25 protein-coding genes are annotated in these 26,614 nt (G+C 62.3%); 13 read left to right on the top strand and 12 right to left on the bottom strand.

From position 1 onward, the window contains the following. The 5 genes from recF to rpsT form a co-directional block, all read right to left on the bottom strand. A complete protein-coding gene (gene recF, locus KBB36_RS10085; protein ID WP_290979663.1) occupies nt 1-1,164 on the bottom strand; it encodes a DNA replication/repair protein RecF in 1,164 nt (387 codons plus the stop codon). 95 nt (nt 1,165-1,259) lie between these two features. Then, on the bottom strand, nt 1,260-2,378 hold the full coding sequence (dnaN, locus tag KBB36_RS10080; RefSeq protein WP_290979660.1) for a DNA polymerase III subunit beta: 1,119 nt from the start codon (nt 2,376-2,378) through the stop codon (nt 1,260-1,262). Nucleotides 2,379-2,544: 166 nt separating this feature from the next. Then, nucleotides 2,545-4,134: a chromosomal replication initiator protein DnaA gene (gene dnaA / locus KBB36_RS10075; RefSeq protein WP_290979657.1), complete on the bottom strand. Its 1,590-nt coding sequence runs from the start codon at nt 4,132-4,134 to the stop codon at nt 2,545-2,547. Between the two features lie 9 nt (nt 4,135-4,143). Further along, entirely contained in the window at nt 4,144-4,584 is a 441-nt protein-coding gene (locus tag KBB36_RS10070; protein WP_290979654.1) for a rhodanese-like domain-containing protein, read from the bottom strand. A 634-nt stretch (nt 4,585-5,218) separates the two neighbouring features. Next, nucleotides 5,219-5,482: a 30S ribosomal protein S20 gene (rpsT, locus tag KBB36_RS10065; protein ID WP_290979651.1), complete on the bottom strand. Its 264-nt coding sequence runs from the start codon at nt 5,480-5,482 to the stop codon at nt 5,219-5,221. Between the two features lie 187 nt (nt 5,483-5,669). On the opposite strand from rpsT, the gene KBB36_RS10060 reads away from it, so the two are divergent. Beyond that, entirely contained in the window at nt 5,670-6,284 is a 615-nt protein-coding gene (locus KBB36_RS10060; protein WP_290979648.1) for a hypothetical protein, read from the top strand. Between the two features lie 7 nt (nt 6,285-6,291). On the opposite strand, the gene KBB36_RS10055 is transcribed toward KBB36_RS10060, so the two are convergent. From KBB36_RS10055 to KBB36_RS10040, 4 genes are all read right to left on the bottom strand, one after another. After that, nucleotides 6,292-7,155, bottom strand: a complete 864-nt coding sequence (locus tag KBB36_RS10055; RefSeq protein ID WP_290979645.1) for an amidohydrolase family protein — start codon at nt 7,153-7,155, stop codon at nt 6,292-6,294. 1 nt (nt 7,156) lies between these two features. After that, nucleotides 7,157-8,239, bottom strand: coding sequence for a mandelate racemase/muconate lactonizing enzyme family protein (locus KBB36_RS10050; protein ID WP_290979642.1), 1,083 nt, complete (start codon nt 8,237-8,239; stop codon nt 7,157-7,159). Beyond that, nucleotides 8,236-9,051 (bottom strand): NAD(P)-dependent oxidoreductase, encoded by an 816-nt coding sequence (locus KBB36_RS10045; RefSeq protein ID WP_290979638.1) that lies wholly within the window; start codon nt 9,049-9,051, stop codon nt 8,236-8,238. The genes KBB36_RS10050 and KBB36_RS10045 overlap by 4 nt, the downstream gene beginning before the upstream one ends. A gap of 65 nt (nt 9,052-9,116) precedes the next feature. Next, nucleotides 9,117-9,824, bottom strand: coding sequence for a FadR/GntR family transcriptional regulator (locus tag KBB36_RS10040; protein ID WP_290979635.1), 708 nt, complete (start codon nt 9,822-9,824; stop codon nt 9,117-9,119). A gap of 202 nt (nt 9,825-10,026) precedes the next feature. Between KBB36_RS10040 and KBB36_RS10035 the strand changes: the two genes are divergently transcribed. Genes KBB36_RS10035 through KBB36_RS10025 form a run of 3 tightly spaced genes read left to right on the top strand, consistent with a single transcriptional unit; the run spans nt 10,027 to nt 12,817 of the window. Beyond that, nucleotides 10,027-11,010, top strand: a complete 984-nt coding sequence (locus tag KBB36_RS10035) for a TRAP transporter substrate-binding protein (protein WP_290979632.1) — start codon at nt 10,027-10,029, stop codon at nt 11,008-11,010. Then, a complete protein-coding gene (locus tag KBB36_RS10030) occupies nt 11,007-11,534 on the top strand; it encodes a TRAP transporter small permease (protein WP_290979629.1) in 528 nt (175 codons plus the stop codon). Before KBB36_RS10035 ends, KBB36_RS10030 begins: the two co-directional genes overlap by 4 nt. Beyond that, entirely contained in the window at nt 11,525-12,817 is a 1,293-nt protein-coding gene (locus KBB36_RS10025; protein WP_290979626.1) for a TRAP transporter large permease, read from the top strand. Before KBB36_RS10030 ends, KBB36_RS10025 begins: the two co-directional genes overlap by 10 nt. Before the next feature lies 1 nt (nt 12,818). Here KBB36_RS10025 and KBB36_RS10020 read toward each other — a convergent pair whose 3' ends face one another. Then, complete coding sequence (locus KBB36_RS10020; protein WP_290979622.1) at nt 12,819-13,067, bottom strand: ParB N-terminal domain-containing protein; 249 nt, start codon at nt 13,065-13,067, stop codon at nt 12,819-12,821. Beyond that, on the bottom strand, nt 13,064-13,522 hold the full coding sequence (locus KBB36_RS10015; RefSeq protein ID WP_290979778.1) for a YaiI/YqxD family protein: 459 nt from the start codon (nt 13,520-13,522) through the stop codon (nt 13,064-13,066). The genes KBB36_RS10020 and KBB36_RS10015 overlap by 4 nt, the downstream gene beginning before the upstream one ends. Before the next feature lie 127 nt (nt 13,523-13,649). Between KBB36_RS10015 and KBB36_RS10010 the strand changes: the two genes are divergently transcribed. From KBB36_RS10010 to cysG, 9 genes are all read left to right on the top strand, one after another. Beyond that, nucleotides 13,650-14,234: an ANTAR domain-containing protein gene (locus KBB36_RS10010; protein ID WP_290979619.1), complete on the top strand. Its 585-nt coding sequence runs from the start codon at nt 13,650-13,652 to the stop codon at nt 14,232-14,234. Between the two features lie 312 nt (nt 14,235-14,546). After that, nucleotides 14,547-15,878 carry a CmpA/NrtA family ABC transporter substrate-binding protein gene (locus KBB36_RS10005; protein WP_290979617.1) on the top strand — a complete coding sequence of 444 codons (1,332 nt, stop codon included), beginning with the start codon at nt 14,547-14,549 and terminating at the stop codon, nt 15,876-15,878. Nucleotides 15,879-15,890: 12 nt separating this feature from the next. Further along, complete coding sequence (gene ntrB / locus KBB36_RS10000) at nt 15,891-16,760, top strand: nitrate ABC transporter permease (protein WP_290979614.1); 870 nt, start codon at nt 15,891-15,893, stop codon at nt 16,758-16,760. Nucleotides 16,761-16,827: 67 nt separating this feature from the next. Continuing rightward, nucleotides 16,828-18,090 (top strand): CmpA/NrtA family ABC transporter substrate-binding protein, encoded by a 1,263-nt coding sequence (locus tag KBB36_RS09995; RefSeq protein WP_290979611.1) that lies wholly within the window; start codon nt 16,828-16,830, stop codon nt 18,088-18,090. A 25-nt stretch (nt 18,091-18,115) separates the two neighbouring features. After that, nucleotides 18,116-18,916 carry an ABC transporter ATP-binding protein gene (locus KBB36_RS09990; RefSeq protein WP_290979608.1) on the top strand — a complete coding sequence of 267 codons (801 nt, stop codon included), beginning with the start codon at nt 18,116-18,118 and terminating at the stop codon, nt 18,914-18,916. Between the two features lie 11 nt (nt 18,917-18,927). Then, complete coding sequence (gene nirB / locus KBB36_RS09985) at nt 18,928-21,381, top strand: nitrite reductase large subunit NirB (RefSeq protein WP_290979606.1); 2,454 nt, start codon at nt 18,928-18,930, stop codon at nt 21,379-21,381. Between the two features lie 5 nt (nt 21,382-21,386). Further along, a complete protein-coding gene (nirD, locus tag KBB36_RS09980; RefSeq protein WP_290979775.1) occupies nt 21,387-21,722 on the top strand; it encodes a nitrite reductase small subunit NirD in 336 nt (111 codons plus the stop codon). Then, nucleotides 21,719-24,355: a nitrate reductase gene (locus KBB36_RS09975; protein ID WP_290979603.1), complete on the top strand. Its 2,637-nt coding sequence runs from the start codon at nt 21,719-21,721 to the stop codon at nt 24,353-24,355. Before nirD ends, KBB36_RS09975 begins: the two co-directional genes overlap by 4 nt. Further along, nucleotides 24,324-25,742, top strand: coding sequence for a siroheme synthase CysG (gene cysG / locus KBB36_RS09970; protein WP_290979601.1), 1,419 nt, complete (start codon nt 24,324-24,326; stop codon nt 25,740-25,742). The genes KBB36_RS09975 and cysG overlap by 32 nt, the downstream gene beginning before the upstream one ends. Here the strand turns inward: cysG and KBB36_RS09965 are convergent. Further along, complete coding sequence (locus tag KBB36_RS09965; RefSeq protein WP_290979598.1) at nt 25,657-26,610, bottom strand: nucleoside recognition domain-containing protein; 954 nt, start codon at nt 26,608-26,610, stop codon at nt 25,657-25,659. The genes cysG and KBB36_RS09965 overlap by 86 nt on opposite strands. Nucleotides 26,611-26,614: the final 4 nt, after the last annotated feature.

Raw genomic sequence — 26,614 nt, 5'->3', positions numbered from 1 at the left:
TTACCCTCGTTTTGGCGCCGGACAGGGCGCAAGCGCGCCTTCGGCCACCGCATAGAAGGCGCCTGCATCGGCCAGCCCGGCAAACAGTTCGGCATCGGTGCCGGTGAGCCAGGCCTGGCCGCCAAGCGCCAGGATTTCGTCATACAATGCGTTGCGCCGCTGGCTGTCGAGATGGGCCGAAACCTCATCCAGCAGCAGCAGCGGGGCAAAATTCTTGCGTTCGCGGATCAGCCGGGCATTGGCCAGGGTGATGGCGATCAGCAGCGCTTTCTGCTCGCCGGTGGAGCAATGTTCGGCGGCCTGCTGCTTGGCACTGTGCCACACCGCAAAATCGCTGCGATGCGGCCCTTCGGTGGCAGCGCCGGCATCGCGGTCGATGAAGCGGCGCTCGTGCAACAGCCGGCGCAGCTTCTCCTCGGCAGCCAGGGCCGGCATTTCCGCCAGCCAGGCTTCCACCAGGCCGCGTGCCTCCAGCCGGGCGCTTGGAAAGGCTGCGGCGCCGGAAGCCTCGCTCAGCGCCATGCCGGCTTCCACCAGGGCCAAGCCATCGCGGCGTGCGGCGGCCACCGCCACACCATGTTCGGCCATCTGGCCTTCCAGCGCCACCAGCCAGCCGGTATCCGCAGCGCCGGCCTTCAACAGCCGATTGCGTTCGCGCATCGCCTTTTCATAGGCGGCGACACGGCGGGCATGGCCACTATCCAGGCCAAAAACCAGGCGGTCCATGAAGCGACGCCGGGTGGAGAGGCCATCCACAAACAGGCGATCCATCTGCGGCGTCAGCCATACGATGTCGAGATATTCCGCCAGGGCATTGGCGCTGCTCACGGCTTCGCCATTCAGCCGCACCTGGCGCCGTTCGCCGGCATCGGCTTCGCTGTCTGGCATCAGGCCGGTGCCGATGCTGATCGGGCCGACATTGCTGATCAGTTCGGCATGCACCGCCCAGCGTGCTTCGGGCGCATGCTGGCGTGTCGCTTCAGCCAGGCGGGCGCGGCGCAGGCCACGACCCGGGCTGAGGAAGGACAGGGCTTCCAGGATATTGGTTTTGCCGGCGCCATTCGGGCCGGTCAGCACCACCGCACGGGCGGCTGGGCACAGATTGAGCGTCGGATAGTTGCGGAAGTCACGCAACGTCAGCGCGGAGATAGTGCAGCCAGACATATCACTGCCCGGCAGCGGATCGCTTCGGGCGGCGGAGCCGAGGCTTGTGGACTGCCGGTCTAGCTGCTCCGCCAATGCCGCGGCGCTGCTGCCCATCACACGCGCATCGGCATCAGCACATAGAGCGCGCCATCGTCGGCCGGGTCGCGCACGATGGTCGGCGCCAGTGCATCGGCCAGCAGGAAGCGGGCATTCTCACCCTCAATCTGGCTGGCAATATCGAGCAGGTAGCGCGAATTATAGCCCACCTCGATGGGCGCCGCGCTGTAGGCGATGGTGAGTTGCTCGGTGGCCGAACCCTGGTCCGGGCTGGTGGCCGAAAGCTCCAGGCCTTCCGGCTTCAGCGTCAGCTTCACCGCGCGGCTCTTTTCGGTCGAGATGGTGGCAACGCGGTCAACGGCGGCCGAGAAGGCCTTGCTGTCCACTTCCATCACCTTGTCATTGTCGCGCGGGATAACGCGCTCATATTCCGGGAAGGAACCGTCGATCAGCTTCGACACCAGCACCAGATCGCCAAAGGCAAAGCGGATTTTGGTGTCGCTCAATTCGATGCGCACATCGGCCGAGGCGCCATCCAGCAGCTTGCGCAGTTCGGTCACGGTCTTGCGCGGCACGATTACGCCCGGCATGCCGGAAGCGCCGGCCGGCAGCGGGGTTTCGACGCGGGCCAGGCGATGGCCATCGGTGGCCACGGCGCGCAGCATCGGCACGCCGGCCGAGGCGGCAGCATGCAGATAGATGCCGTTCAGGTAATAGCGCGTCTCCTCGGTGGAGATGGCGAAGCGGGTCTTGTCCACCAGGCGGCGCAATTGCTCGGCCGGCAGCGGGAAGCTGTTGGGCAATTCGCCCGCCGCCATCACCGGAAAGTCTTCCTTCGGCAGGCAGGACAGCTTGAAGCTGGAGCGGCCTGCGCGCAGTTCCAGGCGCTGGTCGTTGGGCGAGTAGGTCAGCTCCACCTCGGCGCCATCGGGCAGCTTGCGCACGATGTCGTAGAAGGTGTGCGCGGCCACTGTGGTGGCGCCCGGCTTGCTCACCTTGGCGGCCAGCTTCTCAACCACCGCAATATCAAGGTCGGTCGCGGTCAGCGCCAGCTTCTCGCCCTCGGTCTCCAGCAAGACATTGGAGAGGATCGGGATCGTGTTGCGGCGCTCCACCACACTTTGCACATGGCTCAGGGCGCTCAACAGGACGGCACGCTCGATGGTGAGTTTCATGGCTGAAAACCGGGAATGTTGCCTTGCCCGACAGTGGCTCCGCCGAGTCAGTACAGTATAGCAAAGCAACCCCGGCGAAGCTATTGAAACGCAACGCAAAAAAGGGTTGCTGGGGATAACCCGGCAACCCTTTTAAGTCATTGAATTGTAAAGAATATCTTTTGCGTCAGCTTTCCAGTTTGCGGCGCAGCAAGTCGATATCCTCGGCAAAGGCGCTGTCGATCTCGCGCAACTCCTCGATCTTGCGCACGGCATGCATCACCGTGGTGTGGTCGCGGCCGCCGAATTTGCGCCCGATCTCGGGCAGACTGCGCGAGGTCAGTTGCTTGGCCAGATACATCGCCACCTGGCGCGGCCGGGCCACGGCGCGGGCGCGGCGCGGCGAATGCATGTCGGCAAAGCGGATCGAGAAATGCTCAGCCACGCGCTTCTGGATTTCCTCGATTGTCACCTTGCGGTCATTGGCGCGCAGCAGGTCAGACAGCACTTCCTGCGCCGAGGCAATGGTGATCGGGCGGCCAACCAGGCTGGAATAGGCCGAGATGCGGTTCAGCGCGCCTTCCAGCTCACGGATATTCGAGGTGATGCGGCGGGCGAGGAAATCCAGCACTTCGACCGGGATGCCACGCAGGCCGCTGCGCTCGGCCTTGGCCTGTAGGATCGAAAGCCGCAATTCAAAATCGGTCGGGTGAATATCCACCACCAGGCCCCAGCCGAGGCGCGAACGCATGCGCTCCTCGATGCCTTCCAGGTCGGAGGGCGAGCGGTCGCCCGAAACGATGATCTGGCGGTTCTGATCACACAGCGCATTGAAGGTGTGGAAGAATTCTTCCTGCGTGCTTTCCTTGCCGGCGATGAACTGGATGTCGTCGATCATCAGCACGTCCACCGAGCGGAACTGCTCCTTGAACGCCATCGTGTCCTTGAAACGCAGGGCGCGGATGAACTGGTACATGAACTTTTCGGCCGACAGGTAGACAACCCGACGCTCCGGAAAGCGCTGGCGGATATGCCAGCCGATGGCATGCATCAGATGGGTTTTGCCCAGGCCGACGCCGCCATAGAGGAAAAGCGGGTTATAGGCCACCTGCGGGCTTTCGGCGACGCGCAAGGCGGCGGCGCGGGCCAGTTCGTTGGACTTGCCGGTGATGAAACTCTCGAAGGTGAAGCGCGGATCAAGCGGCGCGGAAAGTTCGCGCTCCACATCATCCATGTCGCGTGCCGGCAGGATGGCGGCGCTGCGTTCGGCCGGCATCGCTTCGGCGGGGCGGCGCATCTCAGCCTGCTGATTGCGCGGCTCGGCCGTTTCAGCCACGGCAGCGGATTGGGCAGGGCGCACCGCCATCGGCTTGGCGCCAGCCTGCTGGCTGGCAGCAGCGCCTTGCGTGGTGGCGGCAACGCGCACATGGATCAGCACCCGGCGCACATCGGGATTTTCCAGGCGCCAGATCTCGCGCAGCCGTTCGCTGTAATGATTGGCCACCCAGTCGCGCATGAAGCGGGTCGGCACCGAAAGATGCACGTCGCCGTCACCCAGCGAATTCTTGGCCAGTGCCAACGGCTTGAGCCAGGAATTGAACGCGGCTTCGCCAAAGGCAACCCGCAGGCGGCCGCGCACGCGCTGCCATTGCGGGTCAAGCTGGGCGGCGGCTTCCTCGGCCGGGCTGATGGCGTTGATCTCGCTCAAGCTGCCATCCAGCGGAGCGGCGGCCTTGGTGGAGACGGATTTGGGCTGTGGCTGCAAAGACTTCACCATGATGCGGCCTCAGCTCTGCGACCAGGCGAGGCCGGCGGCCTTCCAGCCATTGACGCGACCGCGCTGCTTGGCGCCGTCCATGTCGCCCTCGAAGCCGCCTGCGATATTGTAGCAGGGGCCAAGGCCCGCTGCCGTCATGGCGATGGCAGCGGCGCGCGAACGCGCCCCGGAACGGCACAGGAAAAACAGCGGCTGACCGGGCGCAGCGCCCTTGGCGCGCAGTTCGTCAGCGAATTGCGGATTAACAGTCATCTCAGGATACACTTGCCACGAAATCAAAAGAGGAGACTTGGAAACGGCGCTCAGATCGGCAGTGCCGACAAAGCCCCATTCCGGCTTGGTTCGAACATCTATCAGGAGAGCGGCCGGATCGCTCTGTAGCTTGGTCCAGGCTTCACTCGGTGAAACATCACCCGCATAGCTATCAACTTCAGACCTTGCTGCCTGCATCCCCAACCTCGCGCCACGTGATTTGTTTAACTCGTTTTTCTCGTGCGTAACGCGCTGCCGGCGCCGCCTTATTCATCAACTCAAAACCCGCACCACTCGACCAACTCTGCACTACAATACTTGGCCGGTGCATCCGCCCATGTCGTCTATCCGACCAGAGCGGCCTTATGTTTTTCGTGTGGCTTCTTCCGTTGGGAAACGAAAAAAATACCTTGAAAACACTAAAGTCCGCTCCCGTCGCCGCGTCATGTCGCATCCGCATCCATCGCGAGGCAGCGGTGCATTAAAGGCAAAAACGCCGAAGCGGTGCAAGCGGACAGATGATGACTCTCCAAAATATTTTTTCCGTGTTGCAGGAATGGAACTTGTGGCCTGTTTTGCATTCAGCACAGCGTGTTGTTTTCACGCAAGCGGATTAGTTGCCGATCAGTGGAAGAAGGCGGGAACATCGTGTTTCAACGAGTCGTAATCGCCAGCAAATTGACGTTGCTCTCGTTCCTTTGAACAGTATCGCCAGCCGCTTGAGTCACGTTGCCATCGCAGGCGCACAAAAAAACATCGCCACGCACCGGCTGGGCGTGGCGATGTCGGAAACTTTATATCTGCACGCGCCGGCCAGAGCCGGCGGTGAAGATCAAGCCATCGTCTTGATGGCGGCGTTCAGGCGTGACAGCTTGCGCGAGGCGGTGCCCTTCTTGACCACGCCCTTGGTGACGCTCTTGTCGAGCGCCGGCTGCGCCAGCTTGAAGGCGGCGGCGGCAGCGGTCTTGTCGCCGCTGGCAATCGCCAGTTCAACCTGCTTCACCGCGCCACGCACCTTGGTGCGACGCGAGCGGTTGACTTCAGTGCGCTTGATGGTTTGGCGGGCGCGCTTCTCCGCAGACTTATGCTGAGCCATGGATAGGGTATTCCAGTTGCTTGGATTATGCCTTGCGGCGAAATCAGAGGCGCGCGTTATAGCCCCCTGGCCCCCCTCCGTCAACCCCATGTGAAACGCCGCGCCGTTTGAAAGGGCGGGCTTTAGAAAAACCCCTAGCCAAGACGCGGGCTTGCCGAGCCGGGGCAGCAACCGGCATAGTGCCGCCATGGCCGAATTTTCCTTGCCCGATATGGGCCTAATCGTTTTATGCCTGGGTTTCCTGGCGCCGGCGGCGGGCTTTGCCCTGGCTGCTGGCAGCCCGCTGCCCGCGGCATTGTTCTGGGGCATTGGCTGCGGCTTGCCGGCGGCCCTGGCCGCTGCCGAGCTGGGCGAGGCGCTGGGTTTGCCGGGAATCGCCGGCTTTGCCCCGGCTCTGCGCTTTCATAGCCTCACGCTGGGTGGCCTGGCGCTGGCGCTGGGCGCGTTGCTGGGCCTGATCCTGCCGCCCGGCCACAAGCGCACCCCCTTGCTCACAGCTATCGGCATTGCATTGCTGATCGCGGTGGCGGCGGAAAGGCTGCCGCTGTTCAATCTGCCGATGCCGCTGATTGTGCTGGGCGTGTTGTTGCTGGCGGTATTGATCGGTATGCGCCACCGCCCGGCCCCGGCGCGCTGGCTGTTGCTGGCCCTGCTGCTGCTGGCTTTGGCCGAGCTGGCCCGCCACAGCTATCTCGGCGGCGTAGAGCTGGGCGGAGTCGCCCTGACGGCAGACCATATGGCGCGGCTGCTTGGCGGCGCCGGTTATCTCTGCTGCGGCCTGACTGCGCGCGCTACACGCTGATTGTTGCTCAAGCGAAATCGTAGAGTGCACTTGGGTTGTCGACCAGGATTTTGTGCCGGTCGGCTTCGTTTGGCGCCCAATCGAGCAGCAGGTCGAGCATGGCCGCATCATCCGGGTAGCCGAATTTGGCTGCCTGGGCATGGGGGAAGTTGCTGGCCCAGATCATGCGCTCGGGCGCCGCCCGCACCAGAGCGCGCGCCAAGATGCTGACATCCTCATAGTGGGGCGCGCCGGTCTTCGAGGTTTCATAGGCGGCTGACAGCTTCACCCACACGTTGCCGCCGGCCAGCAGATCGAGCAGCGCGCGGAAACCTTCATGTTCAGGTGGCACCGGCTCCAGGAATTTGCCGATATGATCGATCACCACCTTGCAGGGCAGGCGGCGGATCATCGCAGCATGCTGGTGCAGGTCGCGGCCATCCAGTTGCAGCAACAGATGCCAGCCGAAAGGCGCCACCCGGGCTGCCATTGTCTCGGCCATATCCAGCCCCAGCGTGCCGCCAAGCAGGGCCATGATGCGCAGGCCGCGCGCGCCGGCTTCGGTCAAGCGCGCCAGTTCCGCGTCGCTCACCGCCGGCTTCACCACGGCCACCGCACGCGCCTGTATCCCGGGCATGGCATTCAGCTGCGCCACACTATCCATGGTCAGCCGGTTATCATCACCATAGGCATTCGGCTGCACCACCACCACACGCTGAATACCCAGCCAATCCATCACCTGGGCATAATCGGCCACCGAGGCATCGGGCGGCGTTGGCGTATTGGGCAAAGCCGCATAGCGGCTGTCATAGAAATGGATATGCGTGTCGGTGGCGCCTTGCGGCATGGCCAGCTTGGGTTTGGGGCCGGTGAGGATGCGGGTATAGCTCATGTCAGTTCACACGATACTGTTCGAGGATGGCGGGGTTTGGCGTGAAGCCGATGCCGGGCCTGTCCGGGATCTGGATCTGGCCTTGCCGCGGCAGCGGAATATCCGGCGCCAGCCAGGCTGCCGGCTGCACATAAAGGAATTCAAACAGGCCGATGCTGGGCCGGTTTGCCGCCAGTTGCAATGTGGCCCAATAGCCCGGGCCGAAATAGGGTGAATGCGGCATGGCGCTTTTTCCGGCGGCTTCCGCCAAATCAAGCGTGGCGAGAAATTCGCTGATGCCGCCGATTTTGGTCACGCTGGGCTGCGGATAGGCCAGGGCGGGGATCAGGCGGCGGAATTCAAATGCCGTGCAGGCATTCTCGCCTGCTGCCAGCGGCACGCCGAAACGCGCCAGCGCCTGATGCGTGTCATAATCCTCCGGCGGAAAGATCGGCTCTTCCACCCAATGCAGGTTGAGCGGCCGCAGCCGGGCCAGCAATGTCTCGGCCTCGCCAAGGCTCCAGGCGCAATTCACGTCCACGGTCAGGCGCAGGTCAGGCCCGGCAGCGCGGGCCGCTTCGATCACCAGCGGGTCAATCTCATGCAGCTTGATATCGGTGTAACCCTCGGTCCTGGCGCGCTGGATCATTGTGGTGATTTGCGCCGCGCCGGCATAGCGCACCAGCGAGGCATAGGCCGGCACCTGTTCGCGGTTTCTGCCGCCAAGATGCCGTGCCAGGCTGAGGCCGGCGCGTTTGGCCTGCAAATCCCATAGCGCAATATCCAGGCCGGATAGGGCAAAGATGGTGATGCCATAGCGGCCCCAGATATGCAGTGCCAGCTGCAATTCGCGGTTCAGCGTCGGGATGTCCTGTATCTCGCGGCCCAGCACAAGCGGCGCCACCATATCCAGCAAAGCCGCCCGCACCGCGCCAGCACAGCTATAGGCAAAGGCCTCGCCCCAGCCGACATTACCCTCGGCATCCTCCACCCGCACCAGCAGGGTATCGAATTCGGTCCAGCCACGCCGCTTGGCGCGCGGCCCGTCATAGAGGTCGTCAAACGGGATTTTCAGCGTGATGGCTTCAAGCTTGGCAAGCTTCATTTTTTCAGCCGCTCAAAATCGCCGTCAAATTCCTGGCTGCAAAACGGGCTGCCGCCCTGGAAATAATCGCCGATGGCATCGGGCGGCAACAGCTTCTGCGCTGCAAGGGCGTCTGCGGCAAAATCCTCGGAGCGGCCTTCAGGGCGATAGCCAAGCGCCAGCGCATGACTGTTATCCCACCAGGCGCGCTGGTTGTCTGACATGCCGTAAACCACTTCATAAACCAGATCGGGTTTTTCCAGGCCCAGGCGAATGAGCTGCACCAGATCGGCAGGCTTGAGCCAGATCGCCAGCCGGCGCGCATCAATCGGCTTGTCGCCAAAATTGCCGATGCGGATGCTGAGCACGCCCAGGCCATGCTTGTGGGCATAAAGCGCGCCCAGCCCTTCACCGAATAATTTGGACAGGCCATAGCGTGTATCGGGCAGCGGCACAGCTTCCACACCGATCTTGCTGTGGCGCGGATGGAAGCCCATCACATGGTTGGACGAGGCAAAAACCACCCGGCGCACGCCCTGGCGCCGGGCCGCTTCAAACAGGTTGTGACAGCCGATTATATTGGCTTGCAGGATGGTTTCCCACGGCCCTTCCACCGAATAGCCGCCCAGATGCACGATGCCGTCCACGTCCTGGCAGATTTGCTCCACTGCTGCGGCATCGGCGAGGTCGGCGGGCAGGAAAGTTTCATCCGCGCCCAGATCGGCCGGTGGTTTCAGATCGCTCAGGATCAGTTCGGGATAAAGCGGTTTCAGCATCTGGCGCAGTCTGGTGCCGATGCCGCCGCTGGCACCGGTGAGCAATACCCGCTTCATCTATCGTTTCCCCCGTTGTTTTGTATGTTTTCCCGCCGCAGCATGCGCCGCTTTCGCCGCTGGCTTCAAGTTTCCATCGCGCGGCGCACGCGCTCGCGGCTGTTGCTGAGATGCAGCCGCATCGCCGAGCGCGCCGCATCGCTGTCATGGCGCTGGATGGCCTGGTAGATGTCCTCATGCTCGCGGTTGACCCGGCGCAGATATTCCAGCCGGTCGTCGGCGAAGAAGCGGAAGGTCTGCAATCGGGTGCGCGGGATCATCAACGCGCCGAGATAGCTGAACAGATGGCTGAAATGCACATTGCCGGTGGCCTCGGCAATGCTGCGATGGAAATCCAGATCGGGCGCCACGGCATCCTCTTCAGCATCGATGGCGGCTTCCATACGATCCAGCGCCAGCCGCATCGCGGCCAGATGATTTTCCTGCCGCCTTTGCGCCGCCAGCGCGCAGGCCTCGGCCTCCAGTGCGATGCGCAATTCCAGCACGCCGATCACTTCCTTCAGCAGATCAAGATTGGCTTCATCAATGCGGAAGGAGGGCGTGAGGGCATTGCTCTGCACAAAGGCGCCAACCCCCTGCTGCGTCGCCACCAGGCCGGCGGCGCGCAGCGATGAAATAGCCTCGCGCACCACGGTGCGGCTGACGCCGAATTCCTCGATCAGTTCCTGCTCGCTGGGCAGCTTGTCACCCGGCTTCAGGCCGCCCTGTTCAATCCGGGCCGAGAGGCTGCGGATCAATTGCGAGGTCAGGGTTTCGCGTCGGCGTAGGGCCACCGTACTGGTCTCCGAATTTGTCCTTATCTTGTATGATAAGTGTGGTTTGAGTGTAAAGGCATCATATAGGTGGTGTGTAATTTATACCGAAAAATGTACATAAATCAGTCTTTCAGATTTCGGATTGACTCATATCGGCCGGTCAGTTGTATGATGAGTGGTGCAAGCGCCGCAACAAGGCGCGCTCAAACGGGAGGGTAAGATGGGCAGCTCTGTGGTCAATGCAGGCTTTATCGGGATTGCTGCGCTGGTGGCGGCAACAGCCTTGCCAGCGGCGGCCAAGGAATTCCGCTCGGCCGATGTGCATCCGGCGGATTATCCCACCGTGCAGGCAGTGATGCACATGGGCAAGCTGATCGCCGAGCGCACCACCAACAAGCATAGCGTGAAGGTGTTCGGCCAGAGTGTGCTCGGTTCGGAAAAAGACACGATCGAGCAGACCAAAATCGGCGCGCTCGACATGGTGCGGGTGAATATCTCGCCCTTCAACAACATCGTGCCGGAAACCATCGTGCCGGCCTTGCCCTTTGTGTTCAAATCCAAGGCGCATATGCGCAAGGTTCTGGATGGCGCGGTGGGCGAGGAAATCCTGAAATCGCTGGAGCCGCAGGGCTTCATCGGCCTGGCCTTCTACGACAGCGGCTCGCGCAGCTTCTACACCACCAAGAAGCCGATCAAGACCGTGGATGACATGAAGGGCATGAAAATCCGCGTGCAGCAATCCGATATGTGGGTGGCGATGATGCAGGCGCTGGGCGCCAATGCCACGCCGCTGCCCTATGCCGAGGTTTATACCGCGCTGAGGACCGGCGTGGTGGACGGCGCCGAAAATAACTGGCCATCCTACGAATCGTCGCGGCATTACGAAGTGGCACAGATGTACAGCGTCACCGAACATTCGATGGCGCCGGAATTGCTGGTGTTTTCCAAACGGATCTGGGATGGCCTGCCGGTGGCGGAACAGGCCATCATCCGCCAGGCGGCGAAGGATTCCGTGCCGGTGATGCGTAAATTATGGGATGACCGCGAAGCAGCGGCGGAGAAGACCGTCACTGGTGGCGGCGCCAAGATTCTGGCCGATGTGGACAAGAAGGCTTTCGCCACTGCGATGCAGCCGGTCTATGCCAAATTCGCCGGTACGCCGAAATTGCAGGACTTGGTCAAGCGCATCCAGGCAATTGATTGAGCCGGTTCGCGCCGGACATGGCTGTGCTGCGTTTCCTCGGGCCGCTCAACGCTGCGATTGCACGCTGCTGCATGATTATAGCGGTGGCTGGGCTGCTGGCCATCGTTGCCGTGGTGGCCTTGCAGGTATTCGGCCGCTATGTGCTGAATGACACGCCGACCTGGGCCGAAAGCCTGGCCCTGGTGCTGGTGCTGTATGTCACCATGTTCGGTGCCGCCGTGGGCGTGCGCGATGCCGGCCATATCGGGCTTGAATCACTGGTCGGCCTGCTGCTGCCTGCACCCTGGCGGCGCTGGGTGGAGGGGCTGATCCACTTGCTGGTGGCGGCCTTCGGTGCCACCATGGCCTGGCATGCCGGGCTGCTGGCGGAATCGGTGATGGGTTACAAGATTCCGACCCTCGGCCTGCCGGAAGGTATCAACCATGTTTCGCTCAGCCTGGCCGGCGCGCTGATCGTGCTGTTTTCCATCGAACATATTCTGGCGCTTATGGCTGGCGAGAAGGTGCGTCCCTCATGGCATTGACCATTCTGGCCGCCAGCTTTTTCGGCCTGCTCATTCTTGGTGTGCCGGTGGCCTTTGCCATCGGGCTTTCGGCGGTAGCCACCATTCTCTATGAAGGCCTGCCGCTGGCGGTGGTGTTTCAGCGCATGGCCGCGGGCATGAATATCTTCTCGTTCCTGGCGATTCCGTTTTTCATCTTCGCCGGTGAATTGATGCTTTATGGCGGCGTGGCTGATCGTATCGTGCGCTTTGCCAAGGACATGATCGGCCATATCCGGGGCGGCCTCGGCATGTCCAACGTGGTGGCCTGTACGTTGTTTGGCGGTGTTTCCGGCTCGCCGGTGGCCGATGTGTCGGCGATGGGCGCGGTGATGATCCCGATGATGAAGCGCGAGGGGTATGACGCCGATTACGCGGTGAATGTCACCACCCATGCTTCGCTGGTTGGCGCCTTGATGCCCACCAGCCACAACATGATCATCTATTCGCTGGCGGCCGGCGGCAAAGTGTCCATCGCCGCGCTGATCCTGGCCGGGCTGGTCCCCGCCGCCCTGCTGACACTATGTATGCTGGCGGCAGCCTATCTGGTGGCGATCCGGCGCGGCTATGGCGCCGGGGCGTTCCCCGGCTGGCCGGCCGTGGCGCGCTCGGCGGCGGCGGCGATACCGGGCTTGTTCATCATTGTCATCATCCTGGCCGGCATCCTCACCGGCGTTTTCACCGCCACGGAATCCGCCGCCATTGCGGTGCTGTATGCCATCCTGCTCGCCACGCTGCTGTATCGTTCGCTGACCTGGGCGCAATTGGTGAAGGCGGCGGCCAAGGCGGTGAAAACCACCGGCGTTGTGCTGCTGCTGATCGGCGTGTCGAACACTTTCGGCTATCTCATCAGCCTGTATGAAGTGGCCGACCTGACCGGCCGCGCATTGGGCAGCATCACCAATTCGCCGTGGATGATCTTCCTGCTGGTCAATGTCATCCTGTTTGTGCTCGGCACATTTCTTGACATGGCCGCCACCATCCTGATCTGCACGCCGATTTTCCTGCCGATCTGCGTGCAATACGGCATGAGCCCGGTGCAGTTCGGCATGCTGATGCTGATCAATTGTGCGCTGGGCCTCAACACTCCGCCGATCGGCACCACGCAGTTTGTCGGCTGCGCCATCGGCGGCGTCAGCATCGGCTATGTCATGCGCACGATCTGGCCATTTTATGGCGCGCTGATTGCCGCCCTGCTGCTGGTCACTTATGTGCCGGCGTTTTCACTGGCTCTGCCTGATCTGATCCTGGGTGGGCGCCACTGAATTAGAACTTGCGCGCCGCCACAAGCAGCGCCGGGATATTGGCCTCGCCGAGATAGCGGAAGGCTTCCAGCCGGTGCAGCCCGGCCACCAGCACATAACGCTCCTTGTCGGCGCGCACCTGGATCGGCATCTGCAAGCCCTTCTCGACAATATCATCCGCCAGGGCTTCCACCTTGGCCTGGTCGAGCGTGCCTTTGAATTTGGCCGGCACATAGATTTTCGCCAGCGGCACCGGAACAGCTTTCATCATGGCGATACTCTCCGTTTCAGGCGCAGGATAGCCTCGTGCAGCGCCGACAGAAAGGTCGAGCGGTCACGCGGCGTGAAGGGTTTGGGGCCGCGTGTCTGCTCGCCGGCCGCGCGCAGGTCGGTCATCAGGTTGCGGGTTGCCAGGGCCAGGCCGATGCTGTTTTCATCAAACAGCCGGCCGTTTGGCGCCAGCACAATGGCCCCGGTCTTGACGCAGCGGCCGGCCAGCGGGATATCGGCGGTGATCACAATATCGGCCGGGCCGGCGCGTTCGGCGATCCAGTCATCGGCGGCATCCAGCGCATCGCCCACCTGGGTGAGGGCGATCCAGTCCGCCCGCGGCGTCTGGATGAAGCTGTTGGCCACCACCTGCACCCGCATGGCATGGCGTTCCGCCACCTTGTAGATTTCCGCCTTCACCGGGCAGGCATCGGCATCCACATAGATCAGGCCCAGTGCCACAATATTCCCTCTCAAGGTATTCAAGCCGTTAGCGCAAATTAACGCCACATATGGGCAACTTTGCCGCTTTGGTATGCGAATTGCTAGTACTGGCATGCAATTGAGGCCTGGGTGAAGCATTGTGAGTGGCTTGCGTATCCTGTTGATCGACGAGAATCCTGAACGCGCCGCCGTGTTGAACGAGGCGTTGCGGGCGCAGGGTTATGAACTGGTGGCACGCCTGGCGCCGCGTGAATTGAGCGCCCGCCGGGTGGCCGAAATCGGCCCGGATATTGTTATCGTCGACATGGATTCACCCAGCCGCGACACCATCGAAAGCATGCGGCAGATCAACGACGACCAACCGCGCCCGATTGTGATGTTTGTCGATCAATCCGATGTCGGCATGATCGAGCAGGCCATGCAGGCCGGGGTTTCGGCTTATATTATCGACGGCCTGAATGTGAAGCGGGTGAAGCCGATCCTGGATGTGGCGATTGCCCGCTTCCGCGAATTCCAGGCGCTGCGCGACGAGCTGAAAAAAACCAAGGCCACGCTGAATGAGCGCAAGCTGATCGAGCGCGCCAAAGGCATGCTGATGCGCGAGAAAAAACTGACCGAAGACGAGGCTTACGCCGCCTTGCGTAGACTGGCCATGGACCGGCAGCAGAAGCTGGTTGATGTGGCCGAAACCCTGCTTGCCTTTGCCGACCTGCTGAAGAAGTGAATTGCCGCTTTGCTCAGCGTGCGGGCAGGCTTCGCCTGTTTTGTGTGCAGTGCAGCAGGAAATCCCTGGTCGAGTGGTTCGCCAAATTTCCCTGGTAAATCAATAAAAATTACAAATCCAGCTTTTGGCACGTTTTCTGCTTAGTAACCAGCGACAGTCTGCTGCAACGGCGCAGTGGACATAGATACGGACAATGGCGTCCTGCGATGTGGCTCGGCCCCTTTTGGGGTTCGATGCGGCATCGGAGGGCGCCTTTTTTGTTGCCGCAGGGGGACCGGCGGTATCCGACAACCAGCAGGAGGCGTGAAGCATATGCGTGAGATCAGCAGCAAGAAGGGTCTGGTAAGCAAGGGCTTGAATCGGCGTCAGGTGATCAAGGGCAGCGCAGGCGTAGCCGCCTTGCTCGCTTCCGCCAAGCTGGCGCTGCCGGCTGGTGCCTTTGCGCAAGGTGCGGGGCCGGAAGTGAAGGGCGCGCGGCTTGGCTATATCGCTCTCACTGATGCTTCACCGCTGATTATCGCCAAGGAGAAGGGCATTTTCGCCAAATACGGCCTGCCTGATATGAGCATCGAAAAGCAGGCTTCCTGGGGTGCCACGCGCGACAATATTGAATTGGGCGAAGCCGGTGGCGGCATCACCGGCGCACATATTCTCACCCCGATGCCCTATCTGATTTCAAGCGGCAAGGTGACGAAGAACAACGTCAAGGTGCCGATGTATATTCTTGCCCGCCTGAATCTGAACGGCCAGGGCATCTCGGTGTCGCGCAGCTATGCCGATATGGGGGTGACCAAGGATGCCAAGGCCCTGGCTGCCGCCTTTAAGAAAGGCAAAGCAGAAGGCAAAGATCTCAAGGCCGCAATGACTTTCCCGGGCGGCACGCATGACCTTTGGATCCGCTACTGGATGTCTGCTGCCGGCATTGATCCCGACAAGGACATTGCCACCATTGTTGTGCCGCCGCCGCAGATGGTGGCCAACATGAAGGTGAATGCCATGGAAGCCTTCTGCGTCTGCGAGCCATGGAACTTGCAGCTCATCCACCAGAAGATCGGCTTCACTGCACTTATGACCGGCGAGTTGTGGAACGACCATCCCGAGAAGTCGCTCGGCCTGCGTGCCGATTGGGTGGATGCCAATCCGAAGGCCGCCAAGGCCATCCTGATGGCAACGCAGGAAGCCCAGATGTGGTGCGACAAGATGGAGAACAAGGACGAGATGTGCAAGATCGTCGGTGGCCGCGACTGGTTCAAGGTGCCGGTGCCAGACATCCTGGATCGTGCCAAGGGCGTGATTGATTATGGCGATGGTGGCCGCAAGGCCACGGTGGGTACCGAAAGCCCGCTGATGATGAAATTCTGGCGCGATCATGCCTCCTATCCATTCCAGAGCCACGAACTCTGGTTCCTCACCGAAGACATGCGCTGGGGTTATCTGCCCACCGATCTCGACACCAAGGCGCTGATCAAGGCAGTGAACCGCGAGGATCTGTGGCGCGAAGCGGCCAAGGGCCTGGGGGTTTCAGAGGCCGACATGCCGAAATCCACTTCGCGTGGCAAGGAAACCTTCTTCGACGGCAAGGTGTTCGATCCGGCCGATCCGATGGCCTATCTCAAGAGCCTTTCCATCAGCCGCGTCGCATGAGCCAGAAAGGGCATGAGCATGAAAATGGAAGCAATCGACAAGGCGGCCCTCACTTATGAGGGCCGCGACTGGCGCGTCACGCTGTTGCCGAAAATAGCGGCAGGCGTCAAGCATGTGGCGGAACGTGTGCTGCCGCCACTGCTGTTCCTGGCCTTGCTGCTTGGCATCTGGGAAATCGCCTGCATGGCGCCAGATGCCACCTTGCCGCCGCCAAGCCGCGTCGTCGAGGAAACCTGGATGCTGATCAGCGATCCGTTCTTTGACAAGGGCAATCTCGACAAGGGCCTGTTCTGGCATCTTGCCTCAAGCCTCAAGCGCGTTGCCATCGGCTTCTCGCTGGCTGCCATCATCGGCATCGGCCTTGGCGTACTGATCGGGCAATCAACGCTGGCCTTCCGTGGCCTTGATCCGATTTTCCAGGTGTTGCGCACGGTGCCGCCGCTGGCCTGGTTGCCGCTGTCGCTGGCGGCATTCCGCAATGCTGATCCTTCGGCGATTTTTGTCATCACCATCACGGCCATATGGCCGATCATCCTCAATACCGCGGTGGGCATCCGCAATATCCCACAGGATTATCGCAATGTCGCCCGCGTACTGCGGCTCAATGGCTTTGAGTTCTTCTTCAAGGTGATGCTGCCGGCCACGGTGCCGTTCATGTTCACCGGTCTCAAGATCGGCATCGGCTTGTCCTGGCTCGCCATCGTCGCAGCCGAAATGCTGATCGGCGGTGTTGGTATCGGCTTCTTCATCTGGGATGCGTGGAACTCGTCGCTGATCAGCGAGATCATCCTGGCGCTGATCTATGTCGGCCTGGTCGGCTTCATGCTGGATCGTATGATTGGTTATATCGGCAGCCGCGTTGGCGGCTACGCCCAGCAGTAAGGCCCTGAAGATGGCGCCGCGTCAGAAAAAGGCAAAGCGAGTGGGGGCCGCCAATGCGGCGGCTCCCATGCCGCTTCGGATCGGTTTCATTGCGTTGTCTGATAGCGCGGCGCTGTTTGTTGCTCAGGAAAAAGGCTTCTTCACCCAGCATGGCCTGAAGGTTGAACTGCAACGAGAACCCTCCTGGGCCAATATCCGCGACAAGGTGGCTTTGGGCGCCTTGGATGCGGCGCATATGCTGGCGCCGATGCCACTGGCCGCCACGCTTGGCGCCGGCGGCTGGAAAAAGCCGCAGATCACCAGCTTTGTGCTGGCGCTGAACGGCAATGCCGTCACCATTTCTGCGGCATTATGGGACCGGCTGGTCAGCGCTGAGCCGGCCTTGCAGTATTCCCGCGCCGAAAGCGCCAATGTGCTGCGCCGCCTGATCAACCAGGATCGCAAGGCCGGCAAGCCGCCGCTCACTTTCGCCACCGTATGGCCCTATTCGTCACACCAGATTCAGCTGCGCTACTGGCTTGCCGCAGCCGGCATTGATCCGGACCGTGATGTCAATCTGGTGGTGGTGCCGCCGCCGCAAATGACGGACCGCCTCGCTGCCGGCGAGATTGACGGCTTCTGCGTCGGCGATCCATGGAATTCACTCGCCGTGTTGCGCGGCGTTGGCCGTATCCTGATTTCGGGCTACGAAATCTGGAATAACCGGATGGAAAAGGTGGTCGGCGCCAACCGTGATTGGGTCGAGCGCAATCCGGTGGTGCACAAGGCCATGCTGATGGCCCTGATCGAAGCCGGCGAATGGCTCGACAAGCCGGAGAATCGCCTGGAAGGCGTTGAGATCATGGCGCGGCCTGAATATGTCGGCAGCCATGCCGCCGAAGCGATCCGGCTCGGCATGCTTGGCATAGTGCGCTACGGCCTGGATGCCAATCCGGAGCACATGCCTGATTTCCATGTCTTCAGCCGCTACACCGCGAATTTCCCGTGGCGCAGCCAGGCGGAATGGTATCTCAGCGAAATGCGGCGCTGGAAACTGATCGATCCAGGCACCGATATTGCCGCTTTGGCCGATCAGGTCTATCGCACCGATCTGTATCGCGAGGCCGCCGCTGCGCTCGACAAACCCTTCCCGCTGATCGACCGCAAGCCCGAGGGTCTGCATGCCGGCCCCTGGCTGCTGGCGCAGGCCAGCGCGCCGATCCCGATGGGGCCGGACCTGTTCTTTGACGGCAGCTATGTCTCTTCCGCCCGGCCGCAAGTGCCCGGCGCGCAGCGCCAGGCTGCCGAAGCCACATCCACCACGCCACGCCGGCTGCCGGCCAATCGTTGACCGACCTTTTACAGGAGCAAGCCCCATGACTGCCTATCTCTCCATCGATGATGTTGGCATGAGCTTCAACGGCGCCAATGGCACTTTTGTGGCTCTGCGCGAGATCAACCTGCAAATCAGGCAAGGTGAATTTGTTGCCCTGATCGGCCATTCCGGCTGCGGCAAATCCACCTTGCTGAATATCGTGGCCGGCCTGCTGCGGGCTACGCGCGGCGGCGTGCTGCTGCAAGGCAAGGAAGTGAACGATCCCGGCCCGGATCGCGCCGTGGTGTTTCAGAACCATTCGTTGCTGCCCTGGCTTACGGTCTACGGCAATGTGCGGCTGGCGGTGGACAAGGTGCATAGCAAAAGCAAAAGCGCCGCCGAGCGCGATGCCTGGACCCGGCATAACCTGGCCCTGGTTGGCATGGATCATGCTCTTGAAAAACGCCCGCAGGAAATTTCCGGCGGCATGAAGCAGCGTGTCGGCATTGCCCGTGCGCTGGCGATGGAACCCAAGGTGCTGCTGCTCGACGAGCCGTTTGGCGCGCTGGATGCCCTGACCCGTGCCACGCTGCAAGATACCGTGATGGAATTGCAGGCCAAGCTGAACAATACCGTGATTATGATCACCCATGATGTGGACGAGGCCGTGCTGCTTTCCGACCGCGTGGTGATGATGACCAACGGGCCTGCGGCTACGATCGGCGAAGTGCTGGATGTGAATCTGCCGCGCCCGCGCAACCGGCTCGCCCTGGCAGCCAATCCTGACTACAACCACTGCCGCCAGCAGATTCTGGAATTCCTTTATGCCCGCCATCGTGCACCGGCTGTGCAGGCAGCCTGAGGAAAAGCGCCATGAAACAGAAGCTGCTGGTTGTTGGCAACGGCATGGCGGCCGGGCGCGTGCTGGAGGAATTACTCGAACGCGATCCGGGCCGCTACGAAATCACAATTCTGGGTGAGGAACCACGGGTCAACTATAACCGCATCATGCTGTCGCCGGTTTTATCGGGTGAAAAAGGCTACGAGGATATTCTGATCCACGATGATGCCTGGTATGCCAGCCACGGCATCACTCTGCTCAAGGGCCGCAAGGCGGTGAATATAGACCGCGCCGCCAGGCAGGTGCATGCCCATGACGGCACGGTGCTGGGCTACGATAAATTGCTGGTGGCGACTGGGTCGCTGCCGATTATCATTCCGCTGCCGGGCAGCGATCTGCCCGGCGTGCTGGCCTATCGTGACCTGGATGATGTGAACAAGATGCTGGCGGCGGCGGCCCGGCCGGGCAGCCGTGCCGTGGTGATCGGCGGCGGCCTGCTCGGGCTGGAAGCGGCGGCAGGCCTGGCTGAACGCGGCATGGCAGTGACCGTGCTGCATCTGATGCCAACGCTGATGGAGCGTCAGCTTGATCCGGCGGCCGGCTATCTGTTGCAGCGCGCCATCGAGGCGCGCGGCATCGAAGTGATCACGCGGGCCAATACGCACGCCATTCTCGGCGAAAACCGGGTTGAAGCCGTGCGCCTGGATGATGGCCGCGAATTGCCGGCCGATATCGTGGTGATGGCAGTAGGCATCCGCCCCAATGCCATGCTCGCCAAGCAGGCCGGCCTCACTGTTGGCCGCGGCCTGGTGGTCAATGACCATATGGTGACGGATGACCCTGACATTCTTGCCGTCGGCGAATGTGTTGAACATCGCGGCATCTGCTATGGCCTTGTGGCGCCGCTTTATGAAATGGCCAAGGTGGCGGCGGCGCAACTGGCCGGTGATGCGGCGGCGGCCTATGCCGGTTCGGTCACGGCAACCAAGCTGAAGGTGACCGGCATCGATCTGTTTTCGGCCGGTGATTTCGCCGAGGCGAAGGATCGTGAGGAGATTGTGCTGCGCGATGCCGCACGCGGCATCTACAAGCGGCTGGTGCTGAAGGATAACCGCATCATCGGCGCCGTGCTGTATGGCGAAACCGGCGACGGCGCATGGTTTTTCCAATTGTTGCGCGAAGGGCGCGATATTGCCGAATTACGTGAAACGCTGATTTTCGGCCAGGGTTTTGCGGGAGGTGCCCCGCTGGACCCTATGGCGGCCGTTGCAGCCTTGCCGGATGATGCGGAAATCTGCGGCTGCAACGGCGTATGCAAGGGCAAGATCGTTTCGGCGATCCGGGAGGGCGGCCACGCGACGCTCGATGCGGTGCGGGCGCATACCAAGGCTTCGGCCTCCTGCGGTTCCTGCACCGGGCTGGTGGAGCAGTTGCTCGCCGTCACGCTGGGCGATAGCTATCAGCCGGCAGTGGTGAAGGCGATGTGCGGCTGCACCGATCTGGGGCATGACGATGTGCGCCGCCTGATCATCGCCAAGCAGCTCAAGACCATGCCGGCAGTGATGCAGGAACTGGAATGGAAAACCTCCTGCGGCTGTTCAAAATGCCGCCCGGCGTTGAATTTCTACCTGCTCGCCACATGGCCGGGTGAATATACCGACGATTACCAGTCGCGTTTCATCAATGAGCGCGCTCATGCCAATATCCAGAAGGACGGCACCTACTCTGTGGTGCCGCGTATGTGGGGTGGCGTCACTTCGGCCAAGGAATTGCGTGCCATCGCCGATGTGGTGGACAAGTTCGCCATTCCAACGGTGAAAGTCACTGGTGGTCAGCGCATCGATCTGCTGGGGGTGAAGAAGCAGGATTTGCCCGGCGTCTGGGCGGATCTCAATGCCGCCGGCATGGTTTCCGGCCATGCCTATGCCAAGGGCCTGCGCACGGTGAAAACCTGTGTCGGCACCGAATGGTGCCGCTTCGGCACCCAGGATTCCACCGGCCTTGGCGTCAAGCTGGAACAATATACCTGGGGCAGCTGGACGCCGCACAAGGTGAAGATGGGGGTTTCCGGCTGTCCGCGTAATTGCGCCGAGGCGACGGTGAAGGATATCGGCGTGATCTGCGTCGATTCCGGCTATGAGCTGCATATCGCCGGCGCTGCCGGCCTGGAAGTGAAGGCCACGGTCTTGTTCTGCAAGGCCGAGAGCGAAGGCGAGGTGATCGAGATCGTCGGTGCGCTGATGCAGCTCTATCGCGAACAGGCGCATTATCTCGACCGTATCCACAAATGGGTCGCCCGCGTTGGTCTTGACAGTATCAAGGCCCAGGTGGTGCAGGATTTGCCGCGTCGCCGTGAATTGAATGCGCGTTTTGTGTTCTCGCAAACCTTTGCCCAGATTGATCCCTGGGCCGAGCGCGTGGCCGGCGCTTATGCGCATGAATTCAAGCCGATGGCCGATCTTTCGGTGCGTGAGGTGGTGCAATGACCATGATGCAGGATGAATGGCTTGATATCGGCCAGCTGGATGACATTCCGCGCCGGGGTGCCCGGGTGGTGAAATCGCCGGCTGGCGATATCGCCGTGTTTCGCACCCAGGATGATGCCGTCTTCGCGCTGGAAGATCGCTGCCCGCATAAGGGTGGGCCGCTGAGCCAGGGCATTGTGCAGGGCCATGCGGTGAATTGCCCGCTGCATAACTGGCTGATCAGCCTGGAAACCGGCGCGGCTCAGGGCGCCGATCAGGGCTGCACAAAAACCGTGCCGGTAAAGCTGCAAGGCAGCCGTATCCTGCTGGGGCTGGCGGCCTTGCTGGCCCGCGCCGCATGACAACGGAAACCCGCACCACCTGCCCCTATTGCGGTGTTGGCTGCGGCGTTATTGTTTCGCGCCAACAGGATGGCGCGCTTAGCCTGCGGGGTGATCCGGATCACCCGGCGAATTTTGGCCGGCTCTGCTCCAAGGGTTCGGCATTGCTCGAAACCCTGAGCCTGGATGACCGCCTGCTGCATCCTTTGCTGCATGGCGAACGAGTATCCTGGGATGTGGCTTTGGATACCGCCGCCGCGCGCTTCCGCCAGGTGATTGAAGAATACGGGCCGGAAGCGGTGGCCTTCTATGTTTCGGGCCAGATTCTCACCGAGGATTACTACGTCGCCAACAAGCTGATGAAGGGCTATGTCGGTGCGGCGAATATCGACACCAATTCCAGGCTCTGCATGGCCTCGGCGGTGGTGGGCCATAAACGCGCCTTTGGTGCCGATACCGTGCCGGTGAATTATGCCGATCTGGAACTGGCCGATCTTGTGGTGCTGGTTGGTTCCAACCTGGCTTGGTGCCATCCAGTGCTGTTCCAGCGCCTGGCAGCGGCCCGGCAGGCGCGGCCCGAGATGCGGGTGGTGGTGGTTGATCCGCGCCGCACCATGACGGCGCAATTCGCTGATCTGCATCTGGCGATTGCGCCAGGCTCGGATGTGGCCTTGTTCAACGGCCTGCTCTGTCATCTGGCGGCCGATGGCCGCATGGATGCAGAATTCTTGGCCCACCATGCCACGGGCGCCGAGGCAGCCCTGGCGGCAGCACGCCAGGATGGTCTGGCGGAAGCTGCGCGCGCCACCGGGCTCAGCGCAACACAGCTTCAGCAATTCTACGCCCTGTTCGCCCGCAGCGAACGGGTGGTTACCGGATTCAGCCAGGGTGTCAACCAGTCAAGCCATGGCGTTGACAAGGTGAATGCGATCCTGAATTGCCATCTTTTCACCGGCCGCATCGGCCGGCCGGGGCAGGGGCCATTCTCGATCACCGGCCAGCCCAATGCCATGGGCGGGCGCGAAGTGGGCGGCCTGGCCAACCAGTTGGCCGCGCATATGGAGATCGACAATCCGGCGCATCGTCGCATCGTGCAGGATTTCTGGGCTTCGCCGGCCATCGCCGCGCGCCAGGGCCTGAAAGCGGTTGATCTGTTCCAGGCTGTGCAGGCCGGCAAGGTGAAGGCGGTGTGGATCGCCGGCACCAATCCGGTCGATTCAATGCCCGATGCCGATGCGGTGCGCGATGCCTTGCGGGCCTGCCCCTTTGTGGTGGTTTCCGATGTGGTGCGCCACACGGATACAACGGCGCTGGCGCATCTGTTGCTGCCAGCCGCTGCCTGGGGCGAGAAAGATGGCACGGTGACCAATTCCGAACGCCGCATTTCGCGCCAGCGCGCTTTCCTGCCGCTGCCGGGCGAAGCGAAACCGGATTGGTGGATTTTTGCCGAGGTGGCACGGCGCATGGGCTGGAGCGAAGCTTTCGCCTATGAAAATCCCGTCACGATCTTCGCCGAGCATGCGGCGCTTTCGGGCGCAGAAAATGCCGGCAGCCGGGATTTTGATATTGCGCAATTGAGCAGTATCAGTCCGGCTGAATATGATGCGCTGGCGCCGTTCCAATGGGGCGGTGAACGCTTTTTCGCCGATGGGCGTTTCTATACGCCGGATGGCAAGGCGCGGCTGGTGCCGGTGCGCCAGACGGCGCCGTGCGCCGCAGTGAATGAGGATTATCCGCTGGTGCTGAATACCGGCCGGGTGCGCGATCAGTGGCATACCATGACCCGTACCGCCAAGACGGCGCGGCTGATGAGCCATATCGCCGAACCCTTTGTGGAACTGCATCCGACCGATGCCGCAGCGCTTGGCATCCTGCCGGCCAGCCTGGTGCGGTTGCAAAGCCCGCTGGGTCATGTGGTGGCGCGCGCGCTGCTATCGCCAGACCAGCGCCCGGGCTCGGTATTTGTGCCGCTGCACTGGACCGGGCAATACAGCGCACAGGCCCGGGTTGATGCGCTGATCGCGCCGCATCGCGATGCGTTGTCAGGTCAGCCGGAGTTGAAATTCACCCCGGTGCGGGCGCTGCCCTATCGCGCCGCCTGGTATGGCTTTGCTGTGCTGGCAGAAAAGCCGGCGCAGTTGGAAGCAGGCTATTGGGCCTTGGCGCCGGCCAAGGCCGGCTGGCGCGTGGAGCTGGCCGATACGGCTTTGCCGGATGATTGGGATGCCTATGCCCGGGCGCTGTTCGGCGCTGGTGATGTGGAGATGCTGGCCTATCACGATGCGGCTGGCGCGCAGCATCGTTTCGCCGCCTTCCGCGATGGCCGCCTGCTGGGAGCGTTTTTTGTGGCGCCCGAGCCAGTGGCGGTGTCGCGCGCCTGGGCTGCCGAGCAACTTGAAGCAGTTGAACTTGATCCGGCGGCGCGGCTGCGCCTGCTGGCCGGGCGCGCCGGTGCCGAACAGCCGGATCGCGGCGCCATCGTCTGCGCCTGTTTTGAAATCGGCGTCAATCAGATTGTGGCCAGTATCAATGCCGGCTGCGTGGATGTGGAAGCGGTTGGCGTGGCTCTGCGCGCCGGCACCAATTGCGGCTCCTGTCGCAGCGAAATCCGGAGGCTTATCGATGCCGATAGAATCCAGCAGAAAGCCGGTTGAAGCCAGCCCGGCGCGCATCGCGCCATTGGCCGTGCTGCCGCTGTTTCTAAATCTGCAGAATCGCCGCGCCGTGGTGATCGGCAATAGCGAGGCTGCGGCATGGAAAGCCGAGTTGCTGGCCGCTGCCGGTGCTGATCTGCTGCAATTGCAAAACTGGCAGGCCGGCGATCTGGCCGGCGCTGCTTTGGTGGTGGCGGATATTGATGGCCTGGATGAATGCGCCATGTTGCAGGCCGCCTGCCATGCGGCGCGGGCGCTGTGCTGCATCATCGACAAACCGGCCTTCTGCGATGTGCAATTCGGCGCCATCGTCAATCGCTCGCCGGTGGTGATCGGTATTGCCACAGCCGGCGCCGCGCCGGTGCTGGCCCAGGCGGTGCGCCGCCGTATCGAAACCGCCCTGCCGCTGGCGCTTGGTGCCTGGGCAGCAGCAGCCAAAGCCCTGCGCGGCCGTATCGCTGCTTTGCTGCCGGACAAGGCGGCGCGGCGCAGTTTCTGGCGGCGTTTTGCCGAGCAGGCTTTCACCCGGCCATTGCCGGATACAGCCGAGATCCTGGCCTTGGCCGAACCGGCCGAGACAACAGCCGGCGAGGTGACGCTGGTGGGCGCCGGCCCGGGTGATGCAGAATTGCTCACCCTGAAAGCAATGCGCGCCTTGCAGGCCGCTGACGTGATCCTGTTCGACGATCTGGTTTCCGACGATGTGCTGGAACTGGCGCGGCGCGAGGCCAAGCGTTTGCTGGTGGGCAAGCGTGGCCGCCGGGCCTCGTGCAAGCAGGATGATATCAACGCGCTGATGATCAAGCTGGCGCGCCAGGGCAAAAATGTGGTGCGGCTGAAATCCGGCGACCCGATGATCTTTGGCCGTGCCGGCGAGGAGATCGAGGCATTGCGCGCCGCCGGTATTCCGGTGCGTGTGGTGCCGGGTGTCACCGCTGCTTTGGCAGCCGCTGCCGAGCTTGGTGTGTCGCTGACCCATCGTCAGGCGGCACATTCGGTGCGCTTTGTCACCGGCCATTCGCGTCAAGGCGCATTGCCGGCGGATATTGACTGGCGCGGCCTGGCCGATCCGGAAACCACGCTGATGTTTTACATGGGCGGCCGCACTGCGCCGGAGATTGCCCGGCGGCTGATCGCCGAGGGCTTATCGCCTGACATGCCGGTGGTGGCGCTGGCTTCGGTGTCGCGACCGGGGCGTCAGGTCTGGCATGGCAGCCTGGGCGGGCTACTCGCCGGCCTGGCCCTCTCTGATGCCGAGGGGCCGGTGCTGCTTGGCATCGGCGCAGTGTTCAGTTCGGCGCTCAGGCTGGCGCAAACCAGCGCCGCACCTGATCATCCGACAGGGCTTGCAGCAGCCTTGCCAGCAACGCCACGATCAGCAGCGTGAGCAGCACGCGGCCCACCAGGATGACCCACAGGTTGCCGCCCATCGCCAGCATCAGCAGCGTATCCTCGATCAGGCCATGGCTCAGCGACAGCCAGGCCAGTGCCAGGAAACGGGGCCGGGGCGGAATATTCTGCTCACGCGCCTGCTCGATGATCAGCCCGCCGCCATAGGTCAGGCCCAGCAGCACACCCACAGTGGTGACCGGCGCCACCTGGGCATCCAGGCCGGAAAGCCGCAGTAACGGCTCCAGCGCGCGGGTGATGCGAGCAGTGATGCCGCTACGCTCCAGCACATCCAGCAAAATCAGCAGCAGCAGGATGATGGCGAAGATCATGGCAAAGCTTTGCGCCACGCCAATGGCCCAGTCGAGCCAGCCGGCATCCTGGCTGGCCGGTGCCGCCAGATGATGCAGATTGGCCGGCTGATCCAGCCAGCCGGTGAGGCGCGAAACGGCAACGATGGCGGCGCCATAGCCCAGCCCGGTGCCGGCGCGCAGCAAAGTGGTAAGCCAGAAGCTGGCCCCGGCGCGGCGCACAATGGCCTGTTCCACCGGCAGCGAATGGGCAAACAGCATCATGGCACACAGGGCTGAAAGCTGTGCCTCGGTCAACTGCATCTGGCCGGCCAGGCCGATCAGGGCCGCCACGCCGCCATAGATGCCTACCAGGGCGGTGGTGACCCAGATAATGCCGGCTTCCAGCGGCAGCCCGATCAGTTGTGTTACTGGATCAAGGCCACGCGCCGCCTGTGTGATCAAGCCGGCTTCCTCGGCCAGCTTCACTGCCAGCATCACCGGCAGCATGATTTTCACCAGATCAAGGAACAGCCGGCGGCAGCGCCGCAGCGTGGCAACAAGGTAATTGAACATGGGG

The organism is Ferrovibrio sp. (assembly GCF_017994015.1).
In the GTDB taxonomy this organism is placed as follows: domain Bacteria; phylum Pseudomonadota; class Alphaproteobacteria; order Ferrovibrionales; family Ferrovibrionaceae; genus Ferrovibrio.
This window is presented reverse-complemented; position numbering and strand designations above follow the sequence as displayed.